At 35.7% G+C, this 14,352-nt stretch carries 13 protein-coding genes; 9 read left to right on the forward strand and 4 right to left on the reverse strand.

Annotated features, from left to right (window positions below; all coding sequences use genetic code 11):
- Positions 1–3: 3 nt before the first annotated feature.
- Positions 4–1,323, forward strand: coding sequence for a DUF6056 family protein (locus KIK00_RS15435; RefSeq protein WP_255813256.1), 1,320 nt, complete (start codon positions 4–6; stop codon positions 1,321–1,323).
- Positions 1,324–1,371: 48 nt separating this feature from the next.
- Here the strand turns inward: KIK00_RS15435 and KIK00_RS15440 are convergent, their stop codons facing one another.
- Entirely contained in the window at positions 1,372–2,412 is a 1,041-nt protein-coding gene (locus tag KIK00_RS15440) for a GMP reductase (protein WP_255813257.1), read from the reverse strand.
- 61 nt (positions 2,413–2,473) lie between these two features.
- Between KIK00_RS15440 and KIK00_RS15445 the strand changes: the two genes are divergently transcribed.
- The 3 genes from KIK00_RS15445 to KIK00_RS15455 are packed head-to-tail and all read left to right on the forward strand — an operon-like array spanning position 2,474 to position 4,872.
- Positions 2,474–3,226, forward strand: a complete 753-nt coding sequence (locus KIK00_RS15445) for a prolipoprotein diacylglyceryl transferase (RefSeq protein ID WP_255813258.1) — start codon at positions 2,474–2,476, stop codon at positions 3,224–3,226.
- On the forward strand, positions 3,223–3,450 hold the full coding sequence (locus KIK00_RS15450) for a hypothetical protein (RefSeq protein ID WP_255813259.1): 228 nt from the start codon (positions 3,223–3,225) through the stop codon (positions 3,448–3,450). The genes KIK00_RS15445 and KIK00_RS15450 overlap by 4 nt, the downstream gene beginning before the upstream one ends.
- Before the next feature lie 18 nt (positions 3,451–3,468).
- On the forward strand, positions 3,469–4,872 hold the full coding sequence (locus KIK00_RS15455; RefSeq protein WP_047377905.1) for a radical SAM protein: 1,404 nt from the start codon (positions 3,469–3,471) through the stop codon (positions 4,870–4,872).
- Between the two features lie 58 nt (positions 4,873–4,930).
- On the opposite strand, the gene surE is transcribed toward KIK00_RS15455, so the two are convergent.
- Both surE and KIK00_RS15465 read right to left on the reverse strand, forming a co-directional pair.
- Positions 4,931–5,719, reverse strand: a complete 789-nt coding sequence (gene surE / locus KIK00_RS15460) for a 5'/3'-nucleotidase SurE (RefSeq protein ID WP_255813260.1) — start codon at positions 5,717–5,719, stop codon at positions 4,931–4,933.
- A 402-nt stretch (positions 5,720–6,121) separates the two neighbouring features.
- Positions 6,122–6,292, reverse strand: coding sequence for a lmo0937 family membrane protein (locus KIK00_RS15465; protein WP_184558962.1), 171 nt, complete (start codon positions 6,290–6,292; stop codon positions 6,122–6,124).
- A gap of 344 nt (positions 6,293–6,636) precedes the next feature.
- Here KIK00_RS15465 and KIK00_RS15470 point away from each other — a divergent pair, with 344 nt between their 5' ends.
- Positions 6,637–8,766, forward strand: coding sequence for a carboxy terminal-processing peptidase (locus KIK00_RS15470; protein WP_255813261.1), 2,130 nt, complete (start codon positions 6,637–6,639; stop codon positions 8,764–8,766).
- A gap of 52 nt (positions 8,767–8,818) precedes the next feature.
- On the opposite strand, the gene KIK00_RS15475 is transcribed toward KIK00_RS15470, so the two are convergent.
- Positions 8,819–9,322, reverse strand: a complete 504-nt coding sequence (locus KIK00_RS15475; RefSeq protein WP_255813262.1) for a superoxide dismutase family protein — start codon at positions 9,320–9,322, stop codon at positions 8,819–8,821.
- Between the two features lie 235 nt (positions 9,323–9,557).
- Between KIK00_RS15475 and KIK00_RS15480 the strand changes: the two genes are divergently transcribed.
- The 4 genes from KIK00_RS15480 to KIK00_RS15495 all read left to right on the forward strand — a co-directional run bounded on the left by KIK00_RS15480 (position 9,558) and on the right by KIK00_RS15495 (position 14,246).
- Positions 9,558–10,205, forward strand: coding sequence for a 4'-phosphopantetheinyl transferase superfamily protein (locus tag KIK00_RS15480; protein WP_255813263.1), 648 nt, complete (start codon positions 9,558–9,560; stop codon positions 10,203–10,205).
- An 87-nt stretch (positions 10,206–10,292) separates the two neighbouring features.
- The gene (locus KIK00_RS15485) at positions 10,293–11,195 is read left to right on the forward strand and encodes a GyrI-like domain-containing protein (RefSeq protein ID WP_255813264.1); all 903 of its coding nucleotides are present in this window, start codon (positions 10,293–10,295) and stop codon (positions 11,193–11,195) included.
- A gap of 93 nt (positions 11,196–11,288) precedes the next feature.
- Complete coding sequence (locus KIK00_RS15490) at positions 11,289–13,535, forward strand: TonB-dependent receptor (protein ID WP_255813265.1); 2,247 nt, start codon at positions 11,289–11,291, stop codon at positions 13,533–13,535.
- Positions 13,536–13,586: 51 nt separating this feature from the next.
- Positions 13,587–14,246 carry a hypothetical protein gene (locus tag KIK00_RS15495; RefSeq protein ID WP_255813266.1) on the forward strand — a complete coding sequence of 220 codons (660 nt, stop codon included), beginning with the start codon at positions 13,587–13,589 and terminating at the stop codon, positions 14,244–14,246.
- Positions 14,247–14,352 lie beyond the last annotated feature (106 nt).

The raw sequence follows: 14,352 nt of genomic DNA on the forward strand, positions 1-14,352 counted from the left end.
AAAATGAAAAAAGTACAGAATATAGTATTATTCTTGTCGGTTTTAATAGGCATCGGTCTGGCATACATCAGTTTTTTTAATGTATATCAGACCGATGATTATTTCTGGTCCTATACGACCAGAAAATCAGGGTTGCTGCAAAGCTTTATAGATACCTATACAAACTGGGGCGGAAGGTATTTCGGATATTCAATTAATATGTTTAATCCTGTCTTTTATGACAAAAATAATATTCTCCCGAAAATATATCCTGTCTTCTTAATGCTCTCCTTTATTGGAGTTTCAGCATTAAACTTTAAAGAATATTTCAACTATTCTCTGAAAGAATCCCTCAAAAAAGGATTTCTTCTGTTTTTCTTTTATACCGTACTTCTTGTAAGCTTACCAGAGCATTACTTCTGGATTACAGGTTCCAATGTCTATTTCGTTCCTGTTATTTTATCCGGTATCTTACTGTATCTTTTCAAAAAATATCAGGATACAAAACGGAAAATGTGGTTTTACCTTTCGGTTTTGTTTATCATAATTCTGATGGGATCTAATGAAATTCTGGCATTGATTCTTGAAGGCCTTCTGTTAGTATCTTATTATCAGAAACGCAATAAAGAAAGCTTGTTTTTGGTCCTGTTAGGAACCGTTTTTTTGCTTGCATGTTTTCTCGCACCAGGAAATTTCAACAGAATGGGAGAGGTGGAAAGAGGAATTGTAAAATGGCTGAAAAGAATTGCTCTTTTTGGTGCTGATACGGCCTATGTAGGATTAAAAGTTATTGCAGTAATTCCATTATTTATAAAGGTTTTTGAAGAAGAACTTAAAAAGATTACCATTCAGATAACATTTAAAAAAGCCGTTTTATTTTGGTCTGTCTCCCTGATTCCTTTGTTATTTACGAGCTATATTCTCACCTCTATTGCAAGACAGTTTGAAAGCATACTATTTTATTTTCTCGTGACTTTTTCACTGTTATTATATTTTAGATTTGAAAAAATTAAAAAGTTCTGGTGGGTCTCTCTCCTCATTATTTTTCTTCCTGAACTTAAAATTTTCCCGGAAAAATATTATTATTTTAATATTGATTTTAATGGTGAAAATATAGTCATGGAGCTTCTGGACACAGATCTTAAGGAATATGAGAGAGAAATGGACAAAAGAATAAATGTCATTAGAAATTCTTCTCAAGACTCCGTTGTAGTAGATAAAATAAAAGAGGTTCCGAGAATTTTATATATAGACGAAATGGCTTCAGTAAAAGAAAAGGAAACCTATGTAAATGATCAGCTCCAAAAATACTTTAATAAGAAATATATCAGAACAAAAGAATAAATAAAGGCTTTAGATAATAATTCTAAAGCCTTTTATTATGTTTTTATTTTAGTCTTTAAAAACCTGGTTTTCCTGTTCCTGAACCCGGATAAAAGTGGTTCTCTTGGAAAGCTCTTTAAGCTTTGAAGCTCCTACATAGGTACAGGTAGATCTTACACCTCCCAAAATATCTTTTACGGTGTCTGCCACAGGACCTTTGTAAGCTGCTTTTACGGTTTTTCCTTCCGAAGCACGATATTCTGCTACACCTCCGGAATGCTTATCCATTGCAGTTTTGGAACTCATCCCATAGAAAAGGCGGTATTTTTTACCATTTTCCTCAATCATTTCTCCTCCACTTTCATCATGACCGGCAAACATCCCGCCCAGCATTACGAAATCTGCACCGCCTCCAAAAGCCTTTGCAACATCGCCGGGAACTTTACATCCTCCGTCAGCAATAATATGACCTCCCAGACCATGGGCAGCGTCAGCACATTCAATAATAGCAGAAAGCTGAGGATAACCTACTCCTGTCTTTACTCTGGTAGTGCAAACAGACCCGGGGCCAATACCTACCTTTATGATGTCTGCACCTACAAGAAGAAGCTCTTCTACCATTTCTCCTGTAACGACATTTCCGGCGATGATGATTTTATCTGGAAAATTAGCCCTTGCTTTCTTCACAAACCCAACGAAATGCTCAGAATAACCATTGGCTACATCAATGCATAGAAACTCTATTTTTGGATGCTTTTCAAGGATCAGTCTTATTTTTTCTTCATCAGCTTTTCCTGTTCCTGTGCTTAAAGCAATATATTGATGAATACTTTCAGGCTGGCTCTGCAGAAACTCATCCCATTGTTCAGGAGTGTAATGTTTATGAATAGCTGTAATAATCTTTTCTTTTGCCAACTCTACAGCCATTTCAAAAGTTCCTACAGTATCCATATTGGCGGCAATTACAGGAACGCCTGTCCATTTTTTCTTAGTATGTTTAAAAGTAAATTCCCTCTGTAAATCAACTTCTGATCTGGATTTTAAAGTAGAACGTTTGGGGCGGAACATTACATCCTTAAACCCCAGTTTTATGTCATTTTCTATACGCATTTTGTAATTATTTGTCAGAATAAAGGTAGTGAATAATATGAAATAGTGTATTTTTGAAATAATGGATTTTCCTGTAACTTTTCATATTTTCGGCAAAGCAATCCTTGCACATCCTCTTTTTGAGGCTGTAGGAATATTTTTGGGTATGAGGTATTATTTTTACCTTAAGAGAAAATCAGCTGAGAAGCTATCATTCAATATTTCTGCTTCAGTTTTGATCGGAGCAACGGCAGGAGCATTACTAGGCTCCAAATGTATAGGAAATCTGGAAAATCCTTATACAATGTTTGACAGTTTTAGTTTTCAGAAGCTCTGGTCAAGTAATACAATTGTCGGAGGCCTGGCTTTTGGATTATTAGGTGTCGAACTGGCTAAAAAAGTAGTCAATCATAAAGAAAGTACAGGAGATCTGGTGGTTTTTCCCTTAATGCTGGCTATGATCATTGGTAGGATTGGCTGCTTTCTTACAGGAGTTTATGAGGAAACTTATGGCATTCCAACGGATTCTGCTTTTGGAATGCATCTAGGTGATCAATATTTAAGACATCCTGTAGCCCTATATGAAATAGTCTTTCTTGTTAGTCTTTGGGTCGTTCTTAAATATATACAGAGAAAGAAAAAATACACGTCTGGTTTTCTCTTTCAGATCTTTATGCTGAGTTATTTTACATTCAGATTCTTATTAGACTTCATTAAACCAAGAATTGAAATTGCTGGAAATCTGGGAACTATTCAACTTGTATGTATTTGTATTATTATTTACTACATTTATACTATTAAAAACAGTCAAACCACTTTAAAATATTCAAGATGAACCTATTAACACTTTTGGAAGTTGGTGATCTGACCGGCCTGGTAATCTTTATTGTTGGGGCAATGATTTTGGGAGCTGCGTTTTTGTCTATTATTGTTACATTTATTACAAAACTGATTTATGAAAGCAAGGATAACAGGAAGTTCAGCAAAAAACAGTTTATACAGACTTTTGTTATTTGTTTATTGATCTGTGGGCTAATAAGCGGATATATCTGCGGATAAGCATTTTAAAAATTAACTATGCCAGTAAGAAATTATACTTATTACGATTATACAATCAGTCTTTGCCCGGAATGTCTTAAAAGAGTCGGTGCTAAGATCATTATTGAGGATGAAGCTGTTTTTATGACCAAAAGATGTCCTGATCATGGTTTTTTTAAAACAAAAATAGCTTCCGATGTACCTTATTATAAAAACATAAGAAACTATAACAAAGCATCAGAAATGCCGCTTCACTTCGGAACCGATGTAGAATATGGATGCCCTTATGATTGTGGACTTTGTGTAGATCATGAACAGCATAGTTGTCTTTCTATCGTAGAAGTTACGGATCGATGTAATTTGACTTGTCCAACTTGTTACGCTATGTCATCTCCGCATTATGGAAGTCATAGAAGTCTGGAAGAAATTGAAGCTATGTTTGATGTTATTGTAAAAAATGAAGGTGAGCCGGACGTAGTCCAGATCAGTGGGGGAGAACCTACGATTCATCCGGAGTTTTTCAAAATTATGGATATTGCAAAGTCAAAACCAATTAAACATCTCATGCTGAATACCAATGGCGTCAGAATTGCCAATGATCCGGGATTTGCTGAACAGCTGGCGACCTACGCTCCTGAGTTTGAAATATACCTGCAGTTTGATTCATTTAAACCGGAAGTATTAGAAGACTTTAGAGGAAAGGATCTTACTGCTGTAAGAATGAAAGCGTTGGAAAAACTTAATGAGCTTAATCTTTCCACTACATTAGTTATTGTCCTTCAAAAAGGAAAAAATATTGATGAAATTGGAAAAATTATAGAATTTGCCTTGAAACAAAAATGTGTGAGGGGAATCACTTTCCAGCCTGTTGAAATTGCAGGAAGAAACCGGGAAGATTCTGCTCATGAAAAGATTACTTTAACTGAGGTAAGGCAGGAAATAATCAATCAGTTTCCTTTATTAAACTCTGATGATATTATTCCGGTTCCATGTAATCCGGATTCCCTGGCTATGGGATATATTTTAAAACTTCAGGACGAAACAATTCCTTTGACCAGGTATATAAATCCTGCAGATCTTCTGAATAATGAATCAAGAAATACCATCGTTTACGAACAGGATAAGGGGCTGCATATGCAACTGCTGGATATATTCAGTACCGGTATTTCTGTAGATAAAGTGCAGCCCAAAGTAAATCAGTTACTATGCTGTCTTCCGGAAGTTTGTGCCCCGGATCTTGATTATGATAACCTGTTTAGAATTATTATTATGAACTTTATGGATGCCCATGATTTTGATGTGCGGGCAGTAAAAAAGTCCTGTGTGCATATTGTCAATAAAGACTTGAAGTTAATTCCTTTTGAAACCATGAACCTTTTCTATAGGGATGAAAAAAAGGCTTATCTCGAAGAACTTAGAAAAGAAGATAAAGTATTGTTTTAATACATAAAAAAGCGTGAAAATCAAATTTCACGCTTTTTTTACTTTTAATTTCTGGGATTTATTTTTCTTCTTTTACATTTTCAAAAGTCATTACCTCTTCTAATGTTTTCATGTATTCGTATGCCGTAAGGTCAAACTTTACCGGAACAATGGAAATATACCCGTTAGCCAAAGCTGTTTCATCAGCATCTTCAGAATCATCCATATTGTTAAAATAACCAGTTAGCCAGTAATATTTTTTACCGTGTGGGTTTATTCTTTCATCAAAGCTTTCTTCCCACTTTGCGTGAGCCTGTTTACATACTTTTACTCCTTTTATTTCTTCAGCAGGAAGCTTAGGAATATTCACATTCAGTACAACACCTTTTGGCATTGGGTTTTCCAGGGTTCTTCTTACGATATTCTGAATAAATTCTTTAGCTTGGGTAAAATCAGCTTCCCAACTGAAATCCAGTAATGAGAACCCAATAGCTGGAATTCCTTCAACACCCGCTTCTACAGCGGCAGACATCGTTCCCGAATAGATCACATTAATAGAAGAATTTGCTCCATGATTGATTCCTGAAACCACAATATCAGGTCTTCTTTTCAGAATTTTATCAAGAGCCATTTTTACACAGTCTACAGGAGTTCCGCTGCATGAGAAATCAGTCTGCGGGCCATCCAGAGTAACTTCTTCGTAGCTTAGGGTAGAATTAATGGTAATAGCGTGGCCTTTTCCACTTTGAGGAGAGTTGGGTGCTACAACAACTACTTCTCCGATTTCATTCATAAAACTGATAAGATTTCTGATACCAGGAGCTGTAATTCCATCATCATTAGTAACCAGAATAAGCGGTCTTTCCATAAATTATCTTTAATATTTTTTATTCAAATAGAGTGAATTTGTTCATTTTAGAATTGAACAAATAGATTTTCAACACATCAAATGTAGGCAAAAATAAGACGTAATAAAACAGCTGTTTTTATTATTAATTGTTTCGGATTCAGAGTAGAGATTGCCCTGTTTTTATTATAAAATGGGCTGCGGGAAAGGAAAAGGAGAATTTAAGGTTGGAAAATAAATCAGGAATTAAGGAAAATTAATACATTGATTTAATTTTAGTTTATCAAAATATCGATTTCTGTTTCATTAATACCCTCAGTACTTTACAGATGCTTTTCCAAACAGAATCTGATCCTGTTCAGCTGAAAAGCACCTGTTAAGCCTGATGGTTGTTTAATTTAAGTGGTTGTACAAAATAATAAACTAATCAAGAGGTTTTCTGCCTGTAATGATGTTATAAAGAATAACAACAATGGCAATGACCAGTAGAATGTGAATCAAATAACCCGTGCTGATACCCGGAACTATTCCTAACATTCCTAAAAGCCAAACAACGATGCAGATGACTGCAATTAACCATAATAAACTTCTCATGACTTTACATTTTAAAGTTATTTGATTAAATATCAGCATATTTTGTGCCTTTATGCCTTGAAATTCATTTTTGTGGTATCTGTTTTAATTTTCAGTAAGAAATAAAAGTTGGATCTCTTCCCTGAAAATAAAATGATAATTACTTCATTTCTGGAGTTAAACTGCCTGATAATAGGAAATGGCTAACACTGTTATTATTATTTGTAAATCTATTTAATAAAAATGTTCAAAACTATCTGATAATTGCAAATAAGGTATTAAATTTGATCATTTGTAACAGTACCAAACTTACTGCTACTAATTATTATACTTATTTTAAAAAAATTAATAAATAAAGACAGTTTATGTGGAAAAATTTCAAACTGAATAAATTTTTACTCCTTATTCCATTAACCAGTCTAATGTTTTGTTTCAACTCGCCAAAGAATGACGATGAAAAGATGCAGACGATAATGGTGAGCGTAAAAAACACACTTTCTTATCTGCATTATAGCCCCAAATCTATCAATGATGCCTATTCGAAGGACGTTTATAAGCATTATTTCGAATTGGTAGATCCAGCGAAAAGATATTTTCTGCAATCTGATATGGATGAATTCAACAAGCATGAAACAAAGCTTGATGACTATATCAGCCAGGGTGATCTTACATTCTATAAGCTTACGATTGACAGACTATACCAGAGAGTGGATGAGATCGATAAAATAACACAGGATATTTTCAGTAAGCCAATCAATCTTCAGGAAGATGAAACGCTTACCCTTGAGCCTAAACTCAAAAAGGTACCTGCCAACAAGCAGGAACAGTATAACGAGTGGAAAAAATTCATCAAATACAATATCCTACAGGAAGTAGAGTCAATGAACAGCAAAGAAGAAGCTCAGAAAGAAAAGAAAGACTCTGTTCAGAAGTACAAGTTGAAAGATACGATCAAGTTTAAGCCTCTTACTCAGGACGAAAAGATCAAAAAAGCGACTGATGAAGTAAAAGATCTTGTAAAAGATACCTTTACCCGATTCAAAAAGAGAAAGAAAATGGATTGGTTTACCGTATATATGAATGCTTATACAGAAGTATTTGATCCGCATACCAACTATTATTCCCCAAAAGATAAAGAAGATTTTGATACTCAGTTTACTGGAAAAGTAATCGGTATCGGAGCATTGATCCAGGAGAAAAAAGGAAATCTTTATCTGGGTGCTCTTACCATTGGTGCACCGGCATGGAAATCTAAACAGCTTTCAGAAGGTGATAAAATCCTGAAAGTAAGGTCCAAACCGAAAGAAGATGCTGTAAATGTGGTAGGAATGCTTTCTGATGAAGCGGTAAGACTGATCAGAGGTGAGAAAGGAACTCCGGTAACACTGACTGTTCAGAAAAAAGACGGTACTATCAAGGACGTAACAATGATCCGTGAGGAAGTAGCTATTGAAGACACTTTCGCAAGAAGTATCGTAGTGAACACTCCAACTGGAAAGAAATATGGTTTCATCAACCTTCCAAGCTTTAATGCTGATTTTGAAAATGCAAAAGGAAGAAATGCTTCTGATGATATTAAAAATGAGATCATTAAGCTGAAAGAACAAAATATTCAGGGAATCATTCTTGACCTTAGAAATAATGGAGGTGGTTCTTTAACTGAAGTAGGAGATATTATGGGGCTTTTCATGGAAGCAGGCCCTTACGTTCAGGTGAAAGATGGAAATGGCAAAATTCAGACTCTTAAAAATAAAAATGAAACTCCTATCTGGACAGGTCCATTGGTGATCATGCAAAACGAGCTTTCAGCTTCGGCTTCAGAAATCCTTGCAGGAGTGATGCAGGATTATGGAAGAGCAATGATTATCGGATCTCCGCAGTCTTTCGGAAAAGGAACCGTTCAGACTTTTGTTGATCTGAACAGATTCCTGAACACAGAAGATGATTTCGGATCTTTAAAACTTACTATCCAGAAGTTCTACAGAATTACCGGAGAATCTACACAGAGAAAAGGAATCGTTTCTGATATCCAGATGAAAGACTTCTTTACCTATGCCGAAGTAGGAGAGCGATATGATGACTATGCTCTGGCATGGGATAAGATTCCACCTACAAAATTCCAGAAACTGAACTATTTCAACATTCAGGCGCTGGAAAAAGCAAGTGCAGACAGAATGGCTAAAAACAGCAATTATCAGTTGTTATTAGAGTCTGCTCAGTGGAGAGAAAAACTGGACAAAGAAGAAAACATCACTTTGAATATCACTAAGTTTAATGAATTGATGAAGAACAGGAAGTCTCAGATTGAAAAGTTCAAGGCTTTGACTAAATTTGAGAACGGACTTCAGTTCATCATGTATCCAAGTGAAATTGAAAGAGAGAAAAAAGACGAAGCTTTCAAGAAGAAATCTGAAATGTGGATCAAAAATCTGAAAAAAGATCTTTACCTGCAGGAAGCAATGAATATTGTATCAGATATGGGAGCTAAATCCTAAACATAAAAAAACCGCTAATGAAAATTAGCGGTTTTTTTATTGAGTAACAGGATTACTTAATTTCTACACATCCCACTCTTCCTCCTGCATTTCCGGTAGGCTGGGTATGGAAATCATCTGCTGCTGCATGTACAATAAGACCTTTTCCGATGATGTTTTTAGACTCATCTGTACAGCCCAGACACCATTTGTCTGTCTTGAAAGTCAATGTTGCAGTTCCGCTCTCATCAGCAATCAGGTTTCCTATATCTCCCATATGGAAATGTTCAGCACCCCATTTACCATGATCATTCTTGGAAGGATTCCAGTGGCTTCCGGTAGAAGTTCCGTCTGCTGCAGAGCAGTCTCCTTTTTCATGAATGTGTACTGCATGGATTCCAGGAGTAAGATTGGTGATATCCAGCTTCATTGTTACCTCATTTCCATTTTGAGTAAACTTGGCCGTTCCTCCTGTCTGTGTTCCGCTTTTGGCATTTACGGAGTACGTTTTTGTTGTTCCGCATGAAACTGCAAAAAATGTAAATCCCGCCAATAATGCTAATGTTTGTACTTTCATTTTTTAAATGATTTATAGTGATTTTACCCTAAAATTATAAAAGATTTTCCAAAGCGCTTTATGATTCCAGTCTTTTTTTCAAAAGACACAGCACAGTATGGCCGAAATCCCTTACGTTTCAGCCTCAGATTCTGCAACTTTGACCAACAAGGTTAATTGCTTTAAAAAGGGATGAAAAAAAGCTTATTTTTAACGTGAAAGTAATTATTCCCAGTATCAAAAGAAGAAATAGAAAATGATCATTCTATATACATTCATTAGCGAAGAAAAACACCAGTCTCTCATTGACCGGTATGTGCCTCTTTTTTCTGAAGATAGTAAAAGAGATATTCTGAAATATAGAAGGTGGCAGGATGCACAGCTTTCTTTATTGGGAAAAGTGCTTCTACAGTACGGATTAAGAACTTTTTATAACATCACGGATGTGGAAACAGGTATTCTCCCCAACAAAAAACCTTATTTGATAGGACAAAACCTTCATTTTAATATATCGCATTCCAAAGATCTTGTTGCCTGTGCAATTGCAGAATATCCTTTGGGAATAGATCTGGAATTTAATGATCCTGAAGTAAGTTATTTTGACTTTACATCTCAGATGACTTCTAATGAGATTCGGGAAATTTATGATTCAGAAGACAGAGCAAAAGCATTTTTTACCTGTTGGACAAGAAAAGAAGCTGTCATAAAAGCACATGGAGCGGGTATGATGCTTTCTTTAGATTCTTTTGAAGTGATACATGACGAATGTATTATTGATGAAGAAAAGTTCTTTATAAAAAAAATTTTTATTCATGAAAACTACCATAGTTATATTGCCTCTTCAGATCCGGAAATTAAAAATACAATCCCTCTTTTTAAACATTTTGAAGATAATATTTTATAGTAAAAAAAGCCGGATCCCATATAATAGCAATAAATGACAACAGAATTCCGTCCTGGAAAAATATCTTTGTAAACTAACAACTTTGAATTGGAAGAGTATAAAAAACGGATTGTAAAAACAATTCAATATATTGATCATCATATTGATTCGGATTTGTCTCTGGAGAAAGTTTCAGAGGTAAGCGCTTATTCACCTTTTCATTTCCACAGAATATTTAAGCTCGTTACCGGTGAGACCCTTCAGAGCTATATTATCAGGAAGAAAATAGAAAAAAGCGCTCTTCATCTGGCGATGCATAAAAACATGGAGATCAAAGATATCTATTGGAATCTTGGATTTTCAAACCACTCAACTTTCTGCAAAACATTCAAAAAACATTACGGTCTGCCTCCTACAGAATTCCGCAGATCAGCTCCAGAAAAATTTCACAAGATTTTACAAACACATAGCAAGAACGGACAAATTGATACGGTTTTCAGCCAATACATTTGCAATATCGAAAACCTGTTAAATTGGACCAATATGAATTTAAAAATCGAAGTAAAGGAAATGCCGGAAATGAATCTGGCATCTGTGATGAGCCTTGGAATTGCCAATGTTGAATCTTCTTTCAACATATTAATAGACTGGGCTATCAGGAAAAACCTTTTTCCGCGGGAAAGTGTCAAAATGATTTCCGTTTATCATGACAGCTGCAAAATAACGCCTCTTGATAAAGTAAGAATCCATGCCTGCATGCTCCTGGATGAAATACTGATACAGCAGGAGGGCGAAGTATTTGCTGAAACCATAGATGCCGGAAAATATATTGTAGGAAGTGGTGAAGTTACTTTGGATGACTTCGAGCAATGCTGGGTTTCTTTATTTTTATGGATGAATGAGAACAATTACACTACCAGAAGAACCTTTCCTTACGAAATCTATCACTCTAATTTTAAAGAGCATCCGGAAGGAAAAATGATCGTTGATTTTTGTATTCCGATTCACTAATTTCCCATTCGGTAGCAAAAGAATGCCTTTCGGTAATAAATTTTTTACAGAAGGGCATTTCTTGTACTATTTTTGACCCAGAAAACAATAAAAATGAAAACACAAGGACAAAACATACTGTTCCTGATTCTCCTTCTCGCTTCCATCATGGGATATTCCCAGGTAAAAATATCGGGAAAAGTATCCTTTAAAAATAAAGGCGTAGGCGAAGTAAACGTTACTCTGAAAGATACCTATGACGGTACAACTACAGACGCTCAGGGTAATTTTACATTTGAAACTTCAGAAAAAGGAGCTCACAAAATCATTTTTACCCACCCGAAATATGAAGATGTAGAAAGGGCGGTCTCTATTGAAAACCAGGATCTCTCCTTGAATATTGATCTTAAAGAACAGATCAGTGAAATTGATGCAGTAGTAGTTTCTGCAGGATCCATTGAAGCGAGTGATAAGAAACGAGCAACAGCATTACTTACTCCCATAGATATTTATACTACAGCTGGTGCGGACGGACAGATTTCTTCAGCATTGACCTATCTTCCGGGAGTACAAAAAGTAGGTGGAACTGAAGGCCTTTTTATCAGAGGAGGTACAGGAACAGAGTCTAAAATTTTTATGGACGGAAGTCTTATCAACAATTATTTTTCTAATTCTGTACCAGGAATTGCAGGAAGAGATCAGTTCAATACCTCCCTTTTCAAAGGAAATATATTTTCAAGCGGTGGATATTCTGCGTTATACGGTCAGGCTCTTTCAGGTGCTTTGATGCTGGAAAGTGTTGATCTTCCGGATGAGAGTTCTTACAGTTTAGGTGTTTCGCCTATTTTCCTTAGTGCCGGATTTCAAAAGTTGGGAGATAATAAAAACTATTCTTACGGTGCTACAGCAGGATATTCTATTTTAAGTCTGATGCAGAAAGTCTTTAATTTTAATACAGATTTTGTTGAAGCACCACAGGGTCTTAATGGAGATCTGAATTTCAGATTTAAAACAAAATCAGGTGGCTTTTTCAAATATTATGGGATGTTCAACTCCAATAAAATGGGAGTCAGGTCAGAAAGTCTTGAGCCTAAATATGATTTCAGTCTGGTAAAACTTAACGGTAAAAATACTTTTCATAATCTTTCTTTTAAACAGAAATTTGGAAAATACCTTCTGAATGTAGGCGGATCTTACTCTTACAACAGATCTGATCTTCATTTTTCTACAGAAACCAATGATGTTGAATCCAATAGAAGTCAACTTCTCACGGATGGAAATTATTTGAATTTCAAAGCGGTTCTTGAAAGAAAGATCAACAGAATCAGTGCTGTAAGAGGAGGGTTTGAGTTGAATAATACTGATGAAAACCTGAATTTTGAAGCAGTGCAGAAGCATTATAAAGATTTGATTTCTTCCGCTTTTCTTGAAACAGATTTGGGGTTCAGTAATGCACTGTCAGCGAAAATAGGAGTAAGGGCAGAACATTCTTCTTTTTTAGGAAAGAATAATATTGCTCCGCGTTTTGCCATTGCTTACCGTCTGGCAAAAGACTGGACAACTTCCTTAGCTTACGGTCTTTTTTATCAGAATCCGGAAAGTAAATACATCAATGGTCCTGCAGATCTTGGTTTCCAGCAGTCTCAGCATTATATTTTTCAGGTTCAGAGAGCATCGGAAGGAAGGACGTTGCGTTTTGAAGCATTTTACAAAAAATATGACCAATTGATTAAAACATTTAATGTTACACCGGATAAGGAACAGAATCAGCAGACTCAAACCGCATTAAGCAACAGTGGATACGGATATGCAAAAGGAGTGGAGTTTTTCTGGAGAGACAATAAAAAAACGTTTGAAAATATTGATTATTGGATCAGCTACTCATACCTGGATTCCAAAAGAGATTTTCTTAATTATCCGGTCAGCCTGCAGCCAAGTTTTGCCGCTGAACACACCCTTTCTGCAGTAGCAAAAAGATTTATTCCGGAATGGAAACTTGGGGTAAACTTATCTTATACGTATGCAAAAGGACGACCTTATTATGATATTGCCTCTACATTTAAAGATGGAAAAGCTGTAAATTTTATCCGGAATGAAGGACGGTTAAAAGATTACAACGCATTGAATTTCAGTGTTAACTATCTTCCGAATATTGGTAAAAAAGATGCGAAAGCTTTTCCGGTATTTGTATTGAGTGTCAGCAATATTTTAGGATCAAAAAATGTATATGGCTATAATTTCTCAGCGGATGGTTCCAGAAGTTCTGCAATCGTTCCACCAGTCAATACTTTTGTTTTTATAGGAGCGTTTATAAGTTTTGGAGTAGACAAAACAGACGATGCCATCAATAATAATTTATAAAAAACATACCTTAGGGCAAACAAACATAACTAACTTTTAAAATTTGATATTATGAAAAAATACCTTTTAAGCTTTGCTTTAGCTTTTGTGAGCTTAACAGCTTTTGCACAGGCAGATTATGACAAAATAATGGCTGAAAAAATCGGAAGAATAGAAGTCTGTAAAACAGCGGAAGATTTTCAGACTCTGGCCAATGATTTTCAGAGAATAGGAAGTAAGGAAAGCACAAAATGGCTTCCGGCATATTATTCGGCATTTTCTTATATCCAAAAAGGAAGAACATTGATGAGAGACGGAAAAATGCAGGAATTGGATGCTATTGCAGATCAGGCCGAGAAGCAGCTGTCAATGGCGCAGAATCTTGCCGGAGCAGATAATGCAGAAATTCATCTGTTAAGAAAAATGTCTTATTCCCTGAGAATGATGGTAAATCCGGCACAGCGTTATATGACGGACGGTGCCAGAGCTGCTGAAGAACTTAATATTGCAGAAAAATTGGAACCCGCGAATCCAAGAATTGCCCTGATTAAGGCAGAAGACATTTACTTTACTCCTGAACAGTACGGCGGAAGCAAAACCAAAGGATTGGAAATGTTCAAAGATGCACAGGCAAAATTTAAAACCTATAAACCTAAGACTGGTTTAGATCCTAACTGGGGAAGAGGAGAAGCCGATTATTTTCTAAGTCTTCCGGCAGAAAAAGCGAAATAGTACATTCTCTGCTTTACATATCAATCAACCTTCATTCGTGAAGGTTTTTTTATACCGTTCAGAGAAGAAAATCAGCCCTTCGGTAAGAATTAATTTTTGATACCTT

It is taken from the genome of Chryseobacterium sp. MA9 (genome assembly GCF_024399315.1).
Taxonomy (GTDB): domain Bacteria; phylum Bacteroidota; class Bacteroidia; order Flavobacteriales; family Weeksellaceae; genus Chryseobacterium.